Annotated in this window: 15 protein-coding genes; 7 read left to right on the forward strand and 8 right to left on the reverse strand. The window is 73.9% G+C overall.

Annotated features, from left to right (window positions below; translation table 11 throughout):
• Nucleotides 1-243: 243 nt before the first annotated feature.
• Nucleotides 244-2880, reverse strand: coding sequence for a class III lanthionine synthetase LanKC (lanKC, locus tag ABD981_RS01045; RefSeq protein ID WP_046906031.1), 2637 nt, complete (start codon nt 2878-2880; stop codon nt 244-246).
• 372 nt (nt 2881-3252) lie between these two features.
• Here lanKC and ABD981_RS01050 point away from each other — a divergent pair, with 372 nt between their 5' ends.
• Nucleotides 3253-5154, forward strand: a complete 1902-nt coding sequence (locus ABD981_RS01050) for an AfsR/SARP family transcriptional regulator (protein ID WP_123954178.1) — start codon at nt 3253-3255, stop codon at nt 5152-5154.
• 48 nt (nt 5155-5202) lie between these two features.
• Here the strand turns inward: ABD981_RS01050 and ABD981_RS01055 are convergent, their stop codons facing one another.
• A complete protein-coding gene (locus tag ABD981_RS01055) occupies nt 5203-5877 on the reverse strand; it encodes a hypothetical protein (protein ID WP_046906032.1) in 675 nt (224 codons plus the stop codon).
• Between the two features lie 66 nt (nt 5878-5943).
• Here ABD981_RS01055 and ABD981_RS01060 point away from each other — a divergent pair, with 66 nt between their 5' ends.
• The 3 genes from ABD981_RS01060 (at nt 5944) to ABD981_RS01070 (ending at nt 9601) form a co-directional block, all read left to right on the forward strand.
• Nucleotides 5944-6996, forward strand: a complete 1053-nt coding sequence (locus ABD981_RS01060) for a 5'-methylthioadenosine/S-adenosylhomocysteine nucleosidase (protein ID WP_123954179.1) — start codon at nt 5944-5946, stop codon at nt 6994-6996.
• Complete coding sequence (locus ABD981_RS01065) at nt 6993-8441, forward strand: hypothetical protein (RefSeq protein WP_046906033.1); 1449 nt, start codon at nt 6993-6995, stop codon at nt 8439-8441. Before ABD981_RS01060 ends, ABD981_RS01065 begins: the two co-directional genes overlap by 4 nt.
• A gap of 218 nt (nt 8442-8659) precedes the next feature.
• Nucleotides 8660-9601 (forward strand): DMT family protein, encoded by a 942-nt coding sequence (locus ABD981_RS01070; RefSeq protein ID WP_046906034.1) that lies wholly within the window; start codon nt 8660-8662, stop codon nt 9599-9601.
• Between the two features lie 78 nt (nt 9602-9679).
• On the opposite strand, the gene ABD981_RS01075 is transcribed toward ABD981_RS01070, so the two are convergent.
• On the reverse strand, nt 9680-10366 hold the full coding sequence (locus ABD981_RS01075) for a DUF1345 domain-containing protein (RefSeq protein ID WP_123954180.1): 687 nt from the start codon (nt 10364-10366) through the stop codon (nt 9680-9682).
• 224 nt (nt 10367-10590) lie between these two features.
• Nucleotides 10591-11316, reverse strand: coding sequence for a YhjD/YihY/BrkB family envelope integrity protein (locus tag ABD981_RS01080; protein WP_338058624.1), 726 nt, complete (start codon nt 11314-11316; stop codon nt 10591-10593).
• A gap of 421 nt (nt 11317-11737) precedes the next feature.
• Between ABD981_RS01080 and ABD981_RS01085 the strand changes: the two genes are divergently transcribed.
• Both ABD981_RS01085 and ABD981_RS01090 read left to right on the forward strand, forming a co-directional pair.
• Nucleotides 11738-11920, forward strand: a complete 183-nt coding sequence (locus tag ABD981_RS01085) for a CsbD family protein (RefSeq protein ID WP_046906036.1) — start codon at nt 11738-11740, stop codon at nt 11918-11920.
• A gap of 110 nt (nt 11921-12030) precedes the next feature.
• Entirely contained in the window at nt 12031-14445 is a 2415-nt protein-coding gene (locus tag ABD981_RS01090) for a PP2C family protein-serine/threonine phosphatase (protein WP_046906087.1), read from the forward strand.
• Between the two features lie 166 nt (nt 14446-14611).
• Here the strand turns inward: ABD981_RS01090 and ABD981_RS01095 are convergent, their stop codons facing one another.
• Complete coding sequence (locus ABD981_RS01095; RefSeq protein ID WP_046906088.1) at nt 14612-15202, reverse strand: SRPBCC family protein; 591 nt, start codon at nt 15200-15202, stop codon at nt 14612-14614.
• Between the two features lie 115 nt (nt 15203-15317).
• On the reverse strand, nt 15318-15752 hold the full coding sequence (locus ABD981_RS01100; protein WP_123954182.1) for a hypothetical protein: 435 nt from the start codon (nt 15750-15752) through the stop codon (nt 15318-15320).
• 212 nt (nt 15753-15964) lie between these two features.
• Here ABD981_RS01100 and ABD981_RS01105 point away from each other — a divergent pair, with 212 nt between their 5' ends.
• Entirely contained in the window at nt 15965-16120 is a 156-nt protein-coding gene (locus ABD981_RS01105; RefSeq protein ID WP_046906037.1) for a hypothetical protein, read from the forward strand.
• A 78-nt stretch (nt 16121-16198) separates the two neighbouring features.
• On the opposite strand, the gene ABD981_RS01110 is transcribed toward ABD981_RS01105, so the two are convergent.
• Both ABD981_RS01110 and ABD981_RS01115 read right to left on the reverse strand, forming a co-directional pair.
• Nucleotides 16199-16522 carry a hypothetical protein gene (locus ABD981_RS01110; protein ID WP_046906038.1) on the reverse strand — a complete coding sequence of 108 codons (324 nt, stop codon included), beginning with the start codon at nt 16520-16522 and terminating at the stop codon, nt 16199-16201.
• A 97-nt stretch (nt 16523-16619) separates the two neighbouring features.
• Nucleotides 16620-17063 (reverse strand): ATP-binding protein, encoded by a 444-nt coding sequence (locus ABD981_RS01115; RefSeq protein ID WP_046906039.1) that lies wholly within the window; start codon nt 17061-17063, stop codon nt 16620-16622.
• Nucleotides 17064-18901: the final 1838 nt, after the last annotated feature.

An 18901-nucleotide genomic window follows, 5' to 3' on the forward strand; every position in this document is an offset into this window, starting at 1 on the left:
GCCTCGTGGGCGGCGGCTCGTTACATCGGCTCGGGGAAGACGTCGCTGATGCTCCAGGCGACGCTGAAGCACGGGGGGAAGGCGTTGGTCTCCGGCTCGGTGTCCAGGGACTGGAGCGCGAGGATCTGGGGCATGGTGTTCTCCGTTTCCTTGAAGGGTGTCGCTGTCGGTCACTGCATACCTGGGCGCGGGGTGTGTGCCGCCGTGCCCAGGGGGTCATGGGGCCCGTCCGGTGAGGCGTGGTCAGACGGTGGCCGGGAGCCGGGGGCGGGTGTGGTGGGGTTCCGTCAGGAGCGGGCCGGCCAGCAGGCGGTGCAGGGCCAGCAGGACGCCGGCCCCGCCGCTGGACAGGTCGGCGGTGAAGCGCTGCGAACCCGCGCCGAGGAAGCGGACCCCGCGCCGGTACGGGACGGCGTACTTCAGCAGGCCGGTCGCGGCGCGCACGGCGTCCTCGCGGGCGGCGTCCGTGCCGGTGAGCTCGGCGTGCCCGGCCAGGAACCAGACCAGTCCGGCCAGCCCCCGGTACAGGCCCGCCTCCTTCGTGGCGCAGGAGACCCGGATGCCGGCGACCAGCCTCGGCAGCGCCTCGGCGCAGCGCTCGTCCGGCGCGGTGGCCACGTAGCGGGTGAGCACCGCCGCCACCCCCGCCGCGCCCGTCGCCAGGTACGGCATGGCACGGGTCGTCCGCGCGTCGTCGGACACGGACAGGGCGCCGTCGTCCAGCGGGAAGGTCCGGTCCAGCTCCTGGTGGAGCAGCAGCCGGCCCGCCTCCAGGAACCGGGCCTCGCCGGTGTCGCGGGCCAGCCGGTGGAGGAAGAGGGCGAGCCCCGAGCGGCCGTGCAGCAGCCCGCGGGCGTCGTGCTCGCCGAGCGTGGCCGCCGGGTCGGGGGTGCGCAGCAGGGCCTCACCCGCCGCGGCGGCCCGTTCCAGGTGGCCGGCGTCGCCGGTCAGCCGGTGCAGGGCGAGCCAGCCCAGGCCGACCCCGGCCCGCCCGCCGGCCAGCGTCCCGCAGGAGGAGGTGAGCGGGTGCCCGTCGGCGTCCCGGAGCAGGTCGACGGCCTCGTCCAGCAGGCCGAGCGGGGCCAGTACCCGGGCGACACCGGCCGCGCCGACGAGCAGCCCGGGGGGCAGCGCGCCGCGCAGCGCCAGCGTGTCGCGGCGCAGCCGTGCGACGATCTCCTCCGGCACGGAGGCGCCGGCGCGGTGCAGGGCGTGCACCACCCCGGCCGTGCCGTAGGCCAGGCACACGGTGTTGGTCCGGAACGCCTCGGGCGAGGGCGGGAAGGCCCACTCCGGCCGCTCGGCGTCGGCCGTCTCCAGCAGCCCCGCGGCCACCTCCTCGGCCAGCCGGGTGAGGCAGCCGTGCGGGTCGGCGTCCAGCTCCGCGGGGGAGGGCAGCCGGTCGGGACCGCCAGGGTCCTGCGTCCGGCTCCCCTCCCGGCTCTCCGCCCGGCTCCCCGTCCGGTCCTCCGGCAGGTGGAAGGCGGTCGCCCGCCGCCACAGGTCGGGCGGCGGAGCCACGTCCGCCAGATCACGCCGCAGGAGCGCGAGGTTGCCCGGCGCGTGTTCGGCGATCTCGTGGAACGGCGCCAGGAAGGCGAGCGCGACAGCCGACGCCCCGTACCGGTCCTGTAGCAGCGGATCGGCGTCGGACCGGCGCAGGCGGGACGGCGGCGTGAACCCCGGCGTGCCCATCCCGGAGGGGGCCGCGGACAGCTCCGAGGCCGCCTCGAAGTCCACCAGACGGACCCCGCCCGCAGGCGTGACCAGGACGTTGCCCAGGCTGAGGTCCCCGAACCGGTAGCCGGCGGCGTGCACCCGGCCGAGCGAGTCGTCCAGCCCGGCCAGCAGGCGCCGGCAGGCCGCGTAGTACGCGTCGACGGACTCCGCCGTGCGGTCGGCGCGGGCCAGCGGGGAGGACCGGCTCAGCCAGCCCACCAGCGGCTGCCCCTCGACGTACTCGGTGACGACGAACTCGTGCTCCCACTCCGTGAAGTGGTCCAGCGGCTCCGGGGCCACCCCGGGCGCGGCCGCGTGCAGCGCGCGCAGCACCTCGTACTCGTGCCGCAGCCGCTGCCGCGCGTCGGTCCCGTCGAAGACCAGGCCGTTGTGGGCACGGGCCTCCTTCAGGAAGACGGCGCGGCCGGTCCGCCGGTCGCGGGCCCGGTAGGCGCCGCCCGCGTTGCTGAGGCGCACCGCGCCGGTCACCTCGTAGTCGCGGATCAGGATCGGGCCCGTGTGCGGCGGCTCCTCCCGCTCGACGAAGGGGTCCACGATCCCCGCGGGCAACCGGAAGGCGGGCAGCCGCGCGTCCACGACCTCGCGGCCGGAGCCGTCACGGACCAGCCCCTCCCGGGTGCCGTCGGCCCGCAGCCGGCTGAGGGCGCCGTCGAAGGCCCCGTAGCGGTAGTGGACCGTCCGCGAGTCGCGGAAGCGCCGGTCGGTGAGGACGTACGGCCCCTCCTCCCCGTCGAGCGCGTCGCGCAGGCGTTCCAGCAGCCGGCGCGCGGTCGCCGGGTCCGGCGGATAGACGGCGCAGAACTTGCCCGACTGGGCCCGCGCGGCGTGCTTGTGATGGAGGAACAGGAAGAAGAGCCGGGCGCTCAGGTGCTTGAACGGCACGCCCTCGGCGAAGCAGATCCCGGCGACCGTGTCGAGCACGTGCTGCGCCCGGTCCAGCCGCGCCGACACGTGGATCTTCCAGCCCTGCCCGGGGCTCCCGCTCCGCGGACCGCCCCACACCGTCCAGATGCCCCGGGCGGCGCCGCGCAGTCCCGGCGGCACCGCCCGGGGGACGAAGCGCGGTCCGGGGTCGGCCACGCTGGGCAGCGGCAGGTAGTACTCCCGGTCCGCGAGCGCCTCGCCGAAGCCTTCGAGCACGGGAACTCCTCACAGGGGGTGGTGGGCCGCCACAAAGGTCTCGCGCGTCGGAGGCTAGGACCGGCAGGTATGGAGGCGGTTCGGCGGCGGTTCGGTGGCGGTATGGCGACCGCCGCCGGGCGGAGCACCCCCGTGCCGCCGTCGGCCCGGAGCACCCCCGTGCCGCCGCCGGGCCGGAGCACCCTGAGGCACCCGACGGGCCCGGGCACCCTCGTGGCACCCCCGTGCCACCCCCCGTCGCACCCGCGGGGCCTTCCGCGGGCCCCGTGGAACATGGGTGCCCCTTCCCCATGCGGAAGATCCGCCCCGCGTACCAGCATCGGGCGTGGCCGGGCGCTGAACGGCGGGCCGGGGGCGGGACGGGGGAGGACCATGGTGGCGGGGCAGGGGCGGGCGGGGGCGTCGCCGTCGGCGTTCGTCACCGGGCGGGGCCGGGACGCGGCCACGGGAGGACCGGACCCCGGAGCGCTCGCACGGCACCCGGCGCCACCCGGCACGCTCGGCTTCTCCGTCCTCGGCCCGCTCACGGTCCACCGGGACGGCAGGGCGCTGCCCCTCGGCCCGTTCAAGCAGCGGATCGTGCTGGCGACCCTGCTCGGCTCCGCCAACGCCCCGGTGTCCGTCGACGCGCTGACCGACGCGGTCTGGCAGGGGGAGCCCCCGCGCACCGCCCGTAAGAACCTCCAGGTGTACGTGAGCGCCGTGCGCGCGCTCCTCGCCGAGGACGACCCGGACGGGCCGCGGCTCACCCACACGGGCGGCGGCTACGCGCTGCGCGTGGCGGAGGACGAGCTGGACCTCCTCCGGTTCCGCTCCCTCGTCCGGGCGGCCGAGGGACAGGAGCCCCGCCGGGCCGCCCGACTCCTGTGCCGGGCCCTCGACCTGTGGCAGGGGCCGCCGCTGGGCGGCGACCTCCGGCGGTCGCCGCGGCTGGCCGAGGAGGCCGAGCGGCTGGAGCTGAGCCGTCTCGCGGCCTGCGAGAGCTGGGCGGAGGCGGAGCTGGAGCGGGGCGGCGGGCCCGCGGTGGTCGACGGACTGCGCGGCCTGATCGAGCGGCACCCGCTCCGGGAACGGCTCCGGTCCGCCTGGATGCGCGCGCTGAGCGCGTCCGGCCGGCGGGCCGAGGCGCTCGCGGCGTACGACGACTACCGGCAGCTCCTCGCCCGGGAGCTGGGCCTGGAACCCGGTGGCGCCATGGCGGCCCGCTACCGGACGATCCTGGCCGGCGACGGCCGCACCCGGGCGGTCGCGGCGGCCCGGCCGCCGGTCGTCCTGCCGCCCGACCTCGCCGACTTCACCGGGCACGGCGGGGAACTGGGCTCCCTCGTAAGCCTGTTGCGGAGCGACGGCCGCGAGGATGCCGCCGCCCCCGCCGTCCTGCTCTCCGGTCCCGCCGGATCCGGGAAGACCGCGCTGGCGGTACGGGCCGCCCATCTGCTCGGCGACCGGTTCGCCGACGGGCGGCTCTTCGTCCCGCTGCGGGACGCGGACGGCCGCCCCCGCCCGCTGCCGGCGGTCCTCGCGGAGCTCGCCGAACGCACCGGCCGGGTCGGCCCTTCCGGTCCCGGGGCCTGGCGCGAGTGGCTCGCGGCGCACCGGGCGCTGGTGATCCTGGACGACGCTCCCGACGAAGCCGCCGTACGACCGCTGCTCCCGTGCGGCGGACGCGGCAGGGTCCTGCTCACCGCCCGCGGCCAACTGGGCGGCCTGGGGCCCCTGCACCGGGTCGCCGCTCCGCCACCGCTCGGCGCCGCCGACTCCCTGCGACTCCTCGCAGGGCTCGCCGGTGAGGACCGCGTACGGGCCGACCGGGACGCCGCCCTGCGCATCGTGCGCGCCTGCGGCGGGTCGCCGCTGGCGGTCCGGGTGAGCGGGATGCGGCTCGCGGTGCTCCGGCGCGTGCCGCTGCGGGAGTTCGCGGACCGGCTCGCCGATCCCGCGGGGGTGCTGGACGAACTGGTCTCCGGGGACGTGTCCGTCCGGCTGCTGCTGGCCCGCGGCTGGGAGGAGCTGCCGAAGGAGCGGGGCAGGGACGCGGCGCGGCTGGCCGCGGGCACCGACGAGGGACCCTTCGGGCTGGCCGACGCGTCCGCGGCCCTCGGCTGCGACGAGCGGCACGCCGTACGGGTGGTGGAGGCGCTGATCGACGCCGGAATGGTGACGTCACCCCGCGGCGAGGTCACCGCGCAGGCGGCACGGTACGAACTGCCCCACCTGATCAGGCTGTACGCGCGCGACCGGGAGGTCCTGACCCCCGTGCCGGCCTCGGGCTGAGGGGTGGCGGCGGGCCGGGGGCGCACGCGGTTCCGCGCGGCGCTCGGTTCACGTACCGGGGCCGGCCGGGTCCCCGCCGTCCCCTCCCGGGCCGTCGCCCGCCCCGCCGTCGCCTCCCGGGCCGTCGCCCGCGCCGAACGGGATCGCGTACACGAGGATCTGCCAGCCCAGAACACCTATGGCCAGGGCTTCGGCGACGGAGGCGGCCAGCATCGCGGACCCCCGGTCGTCGCCCAGCCAGAAGAGCACGAGTCCCGCCAGCGGGACCAGGCAGAAGGTGCTCAGGTCGACCAGGCACTGGATCAGCTTGCGGGAGCCGCGGCGCGCGTCCGCGCGGTGGGCCGTCTCCCACCCGAACAGTTCCCGGCCCGTCCGCGCCGTCCGCGCGGTCCCGTTCGCGGCCTCCGCGTCGAGCGCCGTGACCAGGCGCGGCCCCAGATCGGTGCGGACGTAGCGCCCTATCGCGGAGATCTTCTCGTCGTTGACGAGGTAGGTCCACCCGAGGATCACGCACACCGGCGGCAGGGCGAGCAGCAGCAGCGGCGCCTTCGCCTGGGCCGCGGCCACGATGACCGCCGTGACCGCGGCCAGGGTCACGTACAGCAGGTTGTCGCGGAAACCGATCCGGACCTTCTGCTCCTCCTTGATCACCTGGTACTCGGTGACCAGAAGGTTCAGCCACGCCGGACCGTCGCCGGCCTGCTCCGGCCGCTCTGCTTGCATCGTTCCCCCCGATGGTTGTCCCTCAACTCCCTCCTCCCACAAAACAGTTCGCCCTACACTAGGTATATGTCGGATGTGCCGCTGGCTGTCGTCCTGACAGCACTGCCCGTTGAGTACATGTCGGTCCGAGAGCACGCAGCAGTCGACGAGACCCGGGTCCACCGCCATGGCACCCGGGTCGAATGCGCTCGTCTGCTGGGCACGTCCTGGCGCGTCGGGCTGGTCGAGGCGGGCGTGGGATCCCGCACGACGGCCGTGCTGACCGAACGGCTCATCGAGTGGCTCGCCCCCCAGATGGTGATCTTCGTGGGCGTGGCGGGCGGCCTCAAGGACGACATCGACGTCGGCGACGTCGTCTTCGGCAACAAGGTGTACGGGATCCACGGCGGCAAGAGCACCCCCGAGGGCTTCCTGGTGCGTCCGCAGGCGTGGCACCTCTCGCACCCGCTGGACCAGGCGGTCCGTGCCGTCGTGCGCGAACGGCCGGGATCGCACCTCGGCGCGATCGCCTCCGGTGACGTGGTCCTGGCCGACGAGAGGTCGGCCGTCGCCGCGCACCTGCGAGCGCACTACAACGACGCCCTGGCCCTGGAGATGGAGGGCGTCGGCCTGGCGGAGGCCGCCCATCTGGCAGGCGGGCTGGACGCGGTCGTCGTACGCGGCATCAGCGACAAGGCGAACGCCGGGAAGACGGCCGCGGACGCCTCCGGGTCCCAGAAGACCGCCTCCGGCAGGGCCGCGGCGGCGATGGTGGCCCTCCTCGCCCTGCTCGAACCCCCGGCACCGCGGGGGGAGGCGTCGAGGCCCCCCGGCGAGGAGGCGCCGGACGCCCTCTCGCCGCTCGTGACCGACACCCTCGACTGGACCCTGCCCAAGCCGGAGCACGACCTGCTCCGTGCCATGGCGGCCCTCGCCCACCGGAACGGCGACGGCCGGCTCACGGCGGCGGCGGTCGCGTCGCTCGCCTCCGGGACGGTTCCCCGGCTCACCCGCGGAGAGGCGGAAGGGATTCTCCGCTCGCTCATCGGCCGCCGCTACGTGCGCAGGAGCCCCGGCGGCCGGCTGGAAGTCACGCAAGAAGGGCTCCAGGCCCTGGTTCGTAGGAGAGGGAACGAATGACCTACAAGCCCCGTACCTTCAGCATCTCCAACGTGTCCCGTTCGGCGGGCGAGGGTGTACTCGACATCCCCAGCCTCTCCGTTCTCCGCTACAAGAGTCCCGCCGTGCTGCTCAAGGAGTTCAAGGACACCTGGGGAGTGGACGCCAAGACCATCGCGCTGCCCGTCTCGGAGGCCGACGGCCTGCTGTACGAGATCGACGGCCTGCGGGGCGTGCCGCTGTCGAGCCACGCCCAGCCGTCCCGCACGCTCAAGGGCTTCGAGGACGTGGTCGAGGAGTTCCTCAGGGCGAAGAAGGACATCATCCTGACCCTGTGCCCCACCATGGGCTACATCCCGGGCGAGGGCCTGAACATCTGCGACATCAGCGGCGTCATGTCCCCGCAGCCCTGCATCGCGAACCCGCGCTCCACGGAGGTGCTGGGCGCGATCCTGGGCACCGGCATCGACATCGTCCAGCAGGTCGCCTCCCGGAAGCCGGGCTACGGGCTCAAGGGGATCGCCATCGACGTCACCGACCTCTGGGGCATGAGCGGCCAGCTCGGCAGGGTCGAGGCGACCTGCTTCTGCACCGCGTGCGCGAACCACTTCGCCGTGACCACCCCCGACCTGCTGAAGCACTTCAAGAACTTCCCGAATCCCTGGAGCCTCCTCCTGCGGCCCACGCCGACCGGGATCGACTTCTCCAGCGAGGTCCCCCCGGGCATCACCCCGGAGGAGATCGTCGGAATCGCCCGGCAGCGCAACTACATCGAGCAGTTCCCGAACTCGGAGCAGAACGAACTGCTCGGATACGCGAACCTCCTGCTGCGCTACATGCGCAGCAGGCAGTCCCTCACCCTCGGCGCGATCGGCGCCCTGTTCGACTACGCGACCCAGGGCCTGGACGAGAAGTTCACCCGCATCCTCATCATGGAGGGCGAGACCTACGGCTGGACCTCCGGGATCTGGCTGGAGGACCTCGACAACGAGTTCCAGGACGAGGAGAACCGGAGCTTCGACGAGCTCTGGGTCAACATCACCACGGGGTACCTCCCGCAGAGCGTCCCCTACCGCGCGTACATGTGGCGTCGCAGCCGGTACACCATCAACAACTTCTTCGACCTGGCGGGAAGCCTGTCCAGCGCCTCGATGCGCGCCAACACGATGCTCAGCCAGATGAGCACCGAGGAGTGCCGGCGGCTGGTCGCCGACCGCTGGCAGCGCGTCCACGGCAGCGCCCTCAGTTCGCAGGCGGCCCTGGTCTCGCTCCCGGACCGGTCCGGCGACGGGGAGGCCGAGGCCGACGTCCGCCGCGGCTTCGTCGGCGTCGGACTGGACCGGGAGTTCGGCGACTGGTTCAGCGACCAGATGGTGATCCTGCCCAGCCGGGCGGACATCGCGCGCCCGACCGACTACGACTTCTCGTCGATCCTGCGCAACATGCAGGGGAACAGCGGCAACTAGCCCCGCCCCCCCGCAGACACACCGACCTCGCCGGTCCGCGGACCGGCGAGGTCGGTGTGTGTCGTGCCCCGGCGCGGATCGCAGGGACCGGGCACGGCGGCGACCTCCGCCGTGAGCGGCGGTCGGGGGCCGGAGGCAACGCGGACGCCCGATCCGACGTCTGCCTAGCGGAGAACGAACCGGGCGGACCGATCCCCCGGCATGAAAGGAGCCCACCGGTGCTCATAGGACTGCTGACCGCCGTCGCCGCCTCGATCTGTTACGGCACGGGATCCGTGCTGCAGGCGGTCGGCTCCCGCAAGTCCGCCCGGCGCGAGGCGGCCGCGGCGGGGCAGCTCACCCAGCACGGCGGGCCCAGCCTGTCGTCGACCGCGAAAGCCGCGATGACCTGGGAGTTCATCGTCGGCACGATCCTGGACTTCGTCGGCTTCGGGCTCGGCGCGCTCGCCGCCCGCATGCTCCCGCTGTTCCTCTCGCAGACCGTGATCAGCGCCAACCTGGTGATCACGGCGGTGCTCAGCGTGAAGCTGCTCGGCATCCGGCTGACCCGTGCGGAATGGACCTCGATCGGCGTGGTCTGCTCGGCTCTGGTGCTGCTCGCGACCGCGGCCGGCCCGGAGGGCAGCGGGCACACCCCGATCGCGACGCACTGGTGGCTGCTGGCGGTCTCGCTGCTGCTGATGGCCGGCGGCACCGTGCTCGTCCGGGTGCTCGGCGCCCGGGCGGCGATCCTCGCCGGCCTCCTGTCGGGTCTCGGCTTCGGCGCGCTCGGGGTCGGCGTGCGGATCCTGAACGGCATCGACCCCTTCGACCCGGCCGCGCTCCTGACGGACCCGGCGCTGTACGCGATCCTGGTGGCCGGCGTCGGCGGCATGTACCTGCACACCGTCGCCCTGCAGATCGGCTCGGTGAACGGGGCGACGGCCGCGCTCGTGGTCGGCGAGACCGTGCTGCCCGGGATGATCGGCGTGTGGTGGCTCGGCGACACCTCCCGCCCCGGCTTCGCCTGGCTGGCCGTCCTCGGCTTCGTGCTGGCGGTCGCGGGCGCCGTGGCGGTGGCCTGGTTCGGCGCCCCGGAGAGCCACGGCGCGGAACCCGGGCACCAGCCCGATCCCGCCCGCGCCCCGGAACCCGCGCACGCGACGACCGGCGGCCGCTGAGCCCGGCCGGCCGGCTGCGTGCGGTGCGGCCGGCCGAGGACGCTCTCCGGCCGGACGCGCGTCCGTCCCGGCGGCTCGTCAGGTGAGGACGTTGACGGCACGGGCGACCACGAGGCCGAGGATGAGCAGGGAGACGAGGGACTGGACGCCCATGGTGATCTTGGCCCAGGGTGCCAGGGGCATGACGTCGGTGGGGCTGAAGGCGGTGGCGTTGGTGAGCGCGAGGTAGAGGTAGTCGATGTAGCGGGGCCGCCAGTCGGCGCGGCTCAGCCGGGGGTCGAGCTGTTGGGGGAAGGCGAGCGCGGGGGCGGAGGGCATGCGGTGGAGCCGGGAGGCGGGTCCGCCGCTGTCGAGTTCGAAGTACAGCAGGGAGAAGGCGAGGACCGTGCCGGCCCACACCGTGCCGCCGGTCTGCAGCAGGCTGGTGGCGGAGCTGGTCTCCTTCCCGGCGTGGAGGATGTCGTCGACCAGTCGCACGGTCGACCAGACGGCGCTGAGGGCCAGCACGCCGACCAGGGCGATCGACAGGCTCCGCAGGGCGGCCGTACGCCGGTCGATGCGCCCCGGATCGCCGGCGATGAGCGCGAGCAGGAGCAGCCCCTCGATGGCGGGGAGCACCCATCGGGGTGCCAGTCGGAGGTCGTCGGGGAGCAGCACGGTCAGCACCATGGCGGCGACGACGGCCGCCGCCATCGGCCATCGAGGCTCGCCCAGGGACTCGTCCGGTGCCGGGCTCTCGGTCGTCTGGGGGGTGCGTCCGGTCACGGTGGCGGGCCCTAACGGTCGAAGGCGGAGTGATGGCGCTGTCCTGCCCTCGGAAGGTATAGCCGCCGGGCGGGCGGGCGCCGGATCCCACGCGTGGTCCGCGGTGTCGCCGGGCCGCGTCGCGGTCGACGGTGGGGGAGGCCGGCAGCCGCGCGACGGGGCCGGGGACGGAACGCACCCCCCCCGCGGTCCACGTGTCCGCGGGGCGAGGAGGCAGCCGGAGGTCACGCGTGCCGCCGCAGCGCGCGGGCGACGCGGGCGAGGTCGTCGTGGAGCAAGGGGCCGGCCAGAGCGCCGCCGAACACGACGACGCCCACGCCCACCAGCCAGGACTGGATCACGAGGACGGTCCCGAACGCTCCGTAGGCGACCGTGCCCGAGGCGATCAACGGGGAGAAGACGAGCCGGGAGAACCACCTGAGGCCGGTCAGCCCCACCATGGTCGCCACGGCTCCGGGCAGCAGGTCGCCCCAGGCGACCCGGCCGCCGAGCAGCATGCGCTGGGACCACCAGAAGAACAGGGTGCCCGCCACGGTGGTGACCGCGCCACGGGCCGGGGAGTCCCGCCACACGGGGGAGTTCGCGGACAGGAGGAGGAGTCCGGTGAGGGCGGCCAGCCACACCACGTGGCGCCATCGGGCCCACCAGTGGTCCGGGGGGAGGCTCCAGATCCGTTCGTAGCCGGACTGCACGACCGTCGCGAAGGAGACGCCGAACACCGCGAGCACGGCGAGGCCGAACGCCGTGGTGGCGTGCCATGCCCGGTCCGGTCGAGCGAACAGGTGCTCTATGTCGCCCTGAGCGGCCGCCGAGACACCGAGCCCGTCGCCCAGCCACTGGGCGAATCCGCGCCCGCTCGCCGGATTCGCCGCCGACACGACGATCAGCAGCGGCACCAGGGTCAGGAACCCCAGCGCGGCGAACGCGAGGGACCGCTCCCAGATGCCCACGGCACGGATCAGTGTCCACCGGTTGCCCGCGCGGACGCGGCGGATCGCACGGCCCGCCCTCCGGAAAGGCGACCGACGCTCCGCACCACCGTGCGGGGGTCGCGGGTCAGGGCACACGGCGCTCCGTCCTCCGCCGGTGCGGCGTGGCCCGGACCCTTCCGTTCCCGCGTGTCATGTCAGGCACCTCCGCCCGCCGGACCGCCGCACCGTCCGGTCCTCCTCCACGGTAGGTCGGCCGCCGCTCACGGAGCCAAGGTCCGGGGGTTCCGGGCCGCCCGTGCGCTGACGCCGGGGCGCTGACGCCGGGGCGTCGGGCGTCGGGCCGGCGGGCCGGAGCATGACCTTCCGCTCAGGGGGTACGCGCCGCAACAGCGGTCGGTATCCGCACCGGTCGGTACCCGTCATCCGGGAGGCGAGCACCATGGGAAAGCTGAAGGGCAAGGCCGAGCAGGTCAAGGGCAAGACGAAGGAAGAGATCGGCTCGATGACCGACGACAGGACCCTGGAGATGAAGGGCAAGGCGCAGAAGGCCGAGGGACGGATCGAGGAGTCGGCGGCGGACGCCGCCGCGCGGATGCGGAGGATCGCCGAGAAGAAGCGGTGACCGCCGCCCGGCGGGAGCGGGCACGGCTCACGGCCGTGCCCGCTCCCGCCGGCTCGCCCGCCCCGACCACAGGAGGCACCGCCCCGCCCCGCCGTGCCATGCTCATGTGTATGGAGGGCGACTCCGTACGTCCCGAGACCGGCGACGGCGCGACCGCCGAGGTGCTGGCCCTGGCCAAGGTCGTGACGAGACTGCGCGCCGAGATCGCCGACCTGGAGGGCGTGGCCTCGGTGGCGGCCGTCGTGGAACGGGCCAAGGGCGTGCTGATGGCCGAGGCGGCCGTATCGGCGGATGCCGCGTACCGGATCCTGTCCGACCGTGCCGAGCGGCGGCGCAGGACCCTCCTGGAGGAGTGCTGGATCACCCTGAGCCGTGCGGGCTCGCGCGAGGCCCGGCCGGAACGCCGGGAAGCGGCGTCCGAGGCGGCGGTGCGGCCGCCGCCGTACCCGTCGCCGTCCGGCACGGGCCGCCACCTCGGCGGGGACGTCCGGGAGGCGGGGCCGAGGGTGCACCTGGCACGCCTCGCCGACGGCCTCGCCGACGCCCGTACCGCGGACGACGTCGCGGAACTGCTGCGGGCCGTGCTGGGTGATGCGGAGGACGTGGATGCCGTCATGATCTACCGGTCCGCGGCCAACGGAAGCCTCGAACTGGCCGGGCACGCCGGCATCGAGGCGACCCTGGCCGCCCAGTGGAGCCACATCCCGCCGCTCGGCGGCGTCGCGGCACTGGAGGCGACCGCCACCCGCGAGGGCGTCTGGCTCGAGGACCTGAAGGCGGACGACCACCTCCTGATCGGGGACCCGCCCGAGCGTTGGCCCACGCGCGCGTGGCTCCCCGTACCCGGGCCGGCGGCGCCGGTCGTCGTGGGGTTCTTCCGCTCCCGGGCGGGACCCTTCGACCCCGCCACCCGAGCCCTGCTGCGGCGGTCCGTCAGACTCTGCGGCGGCCGCCTCCGCGCGGGACCGGACGCCGACCGCCCCGGCGGGCCCCAGGAGGACGCCGAGGCGGTCCAGAGGGTCCTCGACACCCTGCCGGGGCCGGCGGTCCTGCTCACCCCCCTGCGGTCGGCGGCGGGCGAGGTGGAGGACTACCGCATCGACGCGGCGGCGCCGGAGTCCGTCGACGTGGCCGGCCGACGCGGCCGCGAGCTGGTCGGGCGGCGCGTCCTGGAGACGTACCCCACCGTGGCGGGAACGGCCCTGTGGGACGCCTACCGGGACACGCTGAGTACCGGGACGGCGTACGAGAGCGAGCCCTTCACCCACGAAGAGGTGACCGCGGGAGTCCCGGAACGGTCGGTGTACTCGGTGCGGGTGTCCCCGCTGGAAGACCGCCTGGTGGTCTCCTGGATCCGCCACGACGGCGGCGAGCACGAGACGCGCCGGCTCGCCGAGTTGCAGCGGCTGGGCAACCTGGGCTGGGTGGGCTGGGACCTGACCACGGACGAGGTCACCTGGTCCGACCAGGTCTACACCGTCTTCGACCGCGCGCCCGAACGCGGCCCGATACGGATGGAGGACCTGCCCGGGCACCTGGCGGCCGCCGACGCGCCGAGGGTGGGCGCGGCCGTCCGGCGGCTCCTCGCCGGCGGCCCGGCCGTCGACGAGCCGTTCCGCATCCCCACCGCGAGCGGGGTGCGCCACCTGCGGATCGTCGCGGAGGCCCACGCCGACGCGGACGGCGCCCCGGTCGAGGTGCACGGCTTCTTCCAGGACCTCACCGCCCTGCGCGACGCCGAACTCGCCCTGGTCGAGAGCGAACGCGCCAACCTCGTCCAGCGCGGCATGCTGAAGGCCGAACGGGCGGTGGGCGCCCGGCTCCAGGACACGCTGCTGCCGGTCCCCGAGCAGTCGCTCGAACTCGCGGGTCTGTGCGTCGACGTCGCCTACGTCGCGGCCGACAGCGGGCTGAACGTCGGGGGTGACTGGTACTCCGCCATCGAACTCCCCGACGAGAGCGCGCTGTTCGTCGTCGGAGACGTCGCCGGCCACGGGCTGCCCGCGGTCGGCACGATGGCCCAGCTGCGGTTCTACACGAAGGGCATGACCGTCACGGGTTCCGCGCTGCCCGTCGTCCTCGGCAGGCTCAACCGACTGCTCCTCCACACGGCGGCGGAACCGGACGGCGCCACCGCCACCATGGTCATGGGGCGCTACCAGCCCTGGGACCGACGCCTGACCTGGGTGCGTGCCGGGCACCTGCCGCCGCTGCTGGTCCGCGACGGCGCGGCGGAGTTCCTGTCGCAGCCCGAGGGCTGCCTGCTCGGTGCCACGTTCGACTCCCAGTACGGGCAGGCGACGCTCGACCTGCTGCCCGGGGACCACCTGCTCTTCTACACGGACGGGCTCGTGGAGGTGCCCGGCGAGGACATCCTGGTGGGCCTGGAACGCCTGGCCGGGACCGTGGTGCGGCTCCTGCGGGAGGGCGGGGGCGACACGCTGGCCCGGACCCTGGCCGCGCTCCGGCCGGGAAACCGCGACGACATCTGCGTCCTGGACATCCACATCCCCGACGACTCCTGAAGCGGCGGCCGACTCGCGAAGCGGCGCGGCGTCCCGCTCCCGGCCCCCTGGGAGGGCGGAGGTCCCGCTCCCGGCCCCCTGGGAGGGCGGAGGTCCCGCTCCCGGCCCCCCGGGAGGGCGGAGAGCGGGACGTCCGCCGTCGGCCGGGGGAGGCGGCACAGAGGGGTCACATGTGCGGGTCGTCGGGCAGCGGGCCGGGGTACGGACCGGGCCGCCCGGGCGGAGCGGGGGTCTCGCCGACCGGCGCGCCGTCCGTGCCCGGGCCCGCCCTCAGCTCGCTCGCCCGGGCGCTCGGGGCCTCCGCGGGACGCAGCCGGCCGCGCCAGGCGCCGGTGGCGGCGTCGCGCTCCTCGATGAAGTGCTTGAAGCGCTCCAGATCGCCCTGGACCCGGCTCTCGACGATGCCGAGGGCGGTGCCGGCCTTCTCGACGACGCCCTGCGGTTCGATCTCCATCGCCAGGCTCACGCGGGTGTGGGAGTCGTCGACGCGCTGGAAGGTGACGACACCCTTCTGTCGGACGTCGCCGTCGACCGTGCGCCAGGAGATCCGCTCGTCGGCGAGCTGGTCGACGATCTCGGTGTCGAACTCCCGGGTGACGCCGGCGAAGCGGGTGCGCCAGTGGCAGAGGCGGTCGTCGACCTGGTGGACCTCCTCGACGCCTTCCATGAAGACCGGGAACTCCTCGAACTGGGTCCACTGGTCGTAGACCTCGCGCAGCGGGGCGTCCACCTTGATCGTTTCCTGCACCATGGTCATGGTCTCCTCCTCGGACGGGTCCGTGGTGACCGCGGGGTGCGGCTCCCTGCGGCTACCCGGGATCACCGCCCTCACGCGTGCTCCGGCCGCCCGGCATGCCGGCCCCGGAACGGGCTCAGCCGGATGACCGTGTCCCGGCGGGGATCTCGGCCGCGCCGTCCGGTCGCCGGTGGACCACCGTGAACCGGTGCTTCACCTCGGCGTGTTCGCGCCCCGCGGCGTCCCTCATGCATCCCGTCAACCGGTACGTCCCGCAGTGGGCGCGCCCCACGGGCAGCCGCTCCGGAGGCAGCAGGACCTCGTAGGGGCCTCCGGCCCGGAAGCTGCCCAGAACGGTCCGCCGGGTCACCGGAGGCTCACCCTCCCGGGTCCTGAGGGTCTCGAAGACCAGACCGTCGGTGTCCGCCCCGATCCGGAAGGTCAGCGCGATGCTGACCACCGTGCCCTCCGGCAGTTCGTACGGGACGGCGGCACCCGGTCCGTCGAGGGGCACCGTGAACGTCCCCAGCGTGTCGGAGACCAGGGCCAGCTCCATCAGTTCGACTCGCATGGAGAGTTCACCTCCGCCTGTTCGCGCGGGTGCAGGGGCGCCGCGTCTCCCGGCCCCTGCCCGGCCCTCGGTGGGGCAATCCTCCGGACCGCCGCGGATCCTCCCGGGCACGCGGCGCGCATGATTGCGCGATGAAGGGGCAACCGCCGTAGAGCCGGAGGCCACGTACGGAGCGTGGCCCGGCGGGCCACGGACACATCGGAGGTGGCGTCATGGTTCCCCTGCTCCTCGTTCTGCTGGTGATTCTGATTCTCTTCGGCGCGGGATTCGCGGTCGAGGTGCTCTGGTACGTCGCGATCGCCGTGCTCGTGCTGTGGCTGCTGGGCTTCCTGATGCGGAGCGGCAGCGGTCGTTGGTACCGGTGGTGACGAGACCGAGACCCGACGGACTCGTTCGTGCGCCGCGCCCCCGGATTCCGGGGGCGCGGCGCGTCGACGGCCGAGGGCTCAGTGGCCCAGGGCGCGCTTGAGCTCCGCCTTGTCCATCGAGGAGCGGCCGTGCAGACCGCGGCGCCGGGCCTCGGCGTAGAGCTGGTCGTACGTCGGGCCCTGGGCGCCGCTGTGCGAGCGCAGGCCGCCCCGCCGGGAGGAGGACATGTCGTCCGTCGAGCTCTTGCTCGCCGTCTTCGACTCGCCCGCCCGGGCCCGTTCCTTGTTCACGGTCCGTGCGGCGATCTCCTCGGCACGCTTCCGGCTCTCACCCCGGTCCAGCGCGCTCTCCTTGATGTGCTCGTACTGCCGTTCCCGCTTGGGACTCGATCCACGGGGCATGGTGTCCGCTCCTTCCGGTCGGCCGATGCGGCGGCGAAGCCGTCGCCACCTGTGCGGCTGCCCCGGTCGGCCGTGCGCAACCGCCGTTGGGCGGCCGTCAGCGCCGCGGGGCCGCAGCCGTCGGAACGGTCACCTCGAACCAGACCGCCTTGCCCTCCCCCCGGGGCACCCAGCCCCAGGCCTCCGAGAGGCGTTCCAGCAGGTACAGCCCGTGTCCGGAGGCGCGGCCCGCCCGGTGCGGCCCGTGCGGGCGGGGCCGTACCGGGCTCGTGTCGCTGACCTGGACCCAGAGGCGCCCGGCGCTGTGGTCGAGACGGAGTTCGTACGGGGTGCCGCCGTGCGCGAGGGCGTTGGTGACGACCTCGGACACCAGCAGGAGGGCGTCTTCGACGGCGATCGCCCCGGCGCCCTCCGGCGCTCCGAACCATGCGCCGATGGCCTGTCGCGTGAGGTCACGGCACTCCCGCACCGCCTCGGTGTGCCCCGTCAGCTCATGGTGGCGGGTGTGTGGGGTCGCATGCTCCGAGCTCCGGCTGGTCATGCCCGGCCGCTACCCGGCTTCCGTGCCCCGAACCGTTGACCGGCTCGCGACTCGTGCGCGATATAGCTTGCAAAGCGGGTAAACAGTAGGAAAGAGGCGGTGGTCAGATGGCGGGGAAGAGGGACTGGTGACGGGCGGGGGCAGGGCCCCCGCGAAGCCGGTTCACCGTGGAGTCCGGTCGGTGCCGGGCGCGGACACCGACGTCGTACGGGTCGGCGGGGAACTCGACCATGACACGGTGGCCCCGCTGAGGGACGCCATGGCGGAGCGCGTCGGGCGGGGCGGATCGTCGTCGACTGCTCGGCCCTGGACTTCTGCGACTCGTACGGGCTGACACGCGCTGCTGAAGGGCGCGGCTGCGGGCGACCGAGGCCGGACGGAGACTGGAGCTCGCGGGGCTGCGCCCGCACGGTGGACAGGCTCTTCGAGATCACCGGCGCCCCAGGCGGTCTTCCGGGTGTACGCGACGCTGGGCGAGGCGCTCGCCGAGAGCGGCCGGGAAAGCGGCGGGGGCGATGCCGAGACGATTGGACGGCGACCGGGGTCAGGTGCGCCGGCTCGTACTGCAGGCGACGGAGTCGCGCGGCGTGGTGGCCCGCTGCCGGGACTTCACCGCCCGAGGCGCTGGCCGACATGGGGCTGGATCCCCACCCGGAGACCGAGGAGGCGGGGGAGCGGGTCGAGGACGTCCTGCTCCTGTGTCGGAGGTCGTCACCAACGCCTGCCTGCACGCCGGTGGCCGGAGGAACCTGGTCCTGCGCCACGGGCAGAGGCGGCTGCGGGTGGAGGTGGCCGACGGGAGCCCGAACATCCGCGAGAGCCAGGTGCCCCCGGTCTCCCGGACGCCCGGCGGGCACGGTCTGATGGTGCTCGACCGGCTGCCGGGGACTGGGGAACCGTGGACAAGGAGCCGGAGGCCGTGGGCAGGTGGTTCTGGCTGGAGGTCAGCCGGCCGTCTCGGCCGCCGTGGCGCCGTCCTGGAGGAGGCCCTGCCTGAGCTCGCCGAGGATCCGGGTGAGCAGGCGGGAGACGTGCATTCTGGGACAGCCCGACCCGCTCGCCTATCTCCGCCCTGGGTGAGTTCCTCGCCGAAGCGGAGTTCGAGGATGAGCCGGTCCAGCGGTCGTCCAGCTCGGCGATCATCGGCCGCAGGGACGTCAGCGAGTCGATCAGTTCGTACGAAGGCTCCGAGACCGCCAGGTGCCGTTCCCCGCTCCCGGGCGTGGAGTCGTCGTCACGCTGGGGAGGGTGACGTCCAGGACGCGCGCGGTATAGCCGTGCGTCGCGAGCTGGCCCTCGGCGACGTCCTCCTCCGTGAGTCCAGCCGTCGGGCCAGCTCGGCCCGCGTCGGGCGGCGCCCAGTTCCTGTTCCAGGGCGTCCGCCGCCCTTCGCCAGGTCGATGCGCAGCTCCTGGAGGCGGCGCGGCACCCGTACGGCCCAGCTGGTGTCGCGGACGAAGCGCTTCATCTCGCGACGACCGTGGGGAGGGCGAAGGTCAATAGAAGCAGGACCAGATCGAATGCCGGGTGGGCGGTCGCGGGGTCGGTGAACGTGGTTTTGGAATATCGCCTGATCACGGCCGACCCTCGTCCCGCCCTAGGCGTACATGATGTACGCATACCGAGGGTCAAGGCTCCCAGCGCCCGGTTACCTGAAACAGCAGCACGTGTAGGGCAAGGGTGAACCTGTGTCACATGACTTGCTGAGTTGAACCTGCATGGAGTGCTTAGAGCTCGTGCATCAACATTGTGTGATATGGCCTGAGACCAGTAGTGCGTCAACAGTACCCGCAGAGTTTATCCCTCGTTCGAGTGACGCTACATGCGTACTGCACAGG

Source organism: Streptomyces showdoensis (assembly GCF_039535475.1).
In the GTDB taxonomy this organism is placed as follows: domain Bacteria; phylum Actinomycetota; class Actinomycetes; order Streptomycetales; family Streptomycetaceae; genus Streptomyces; species Streptomyces showdoensis.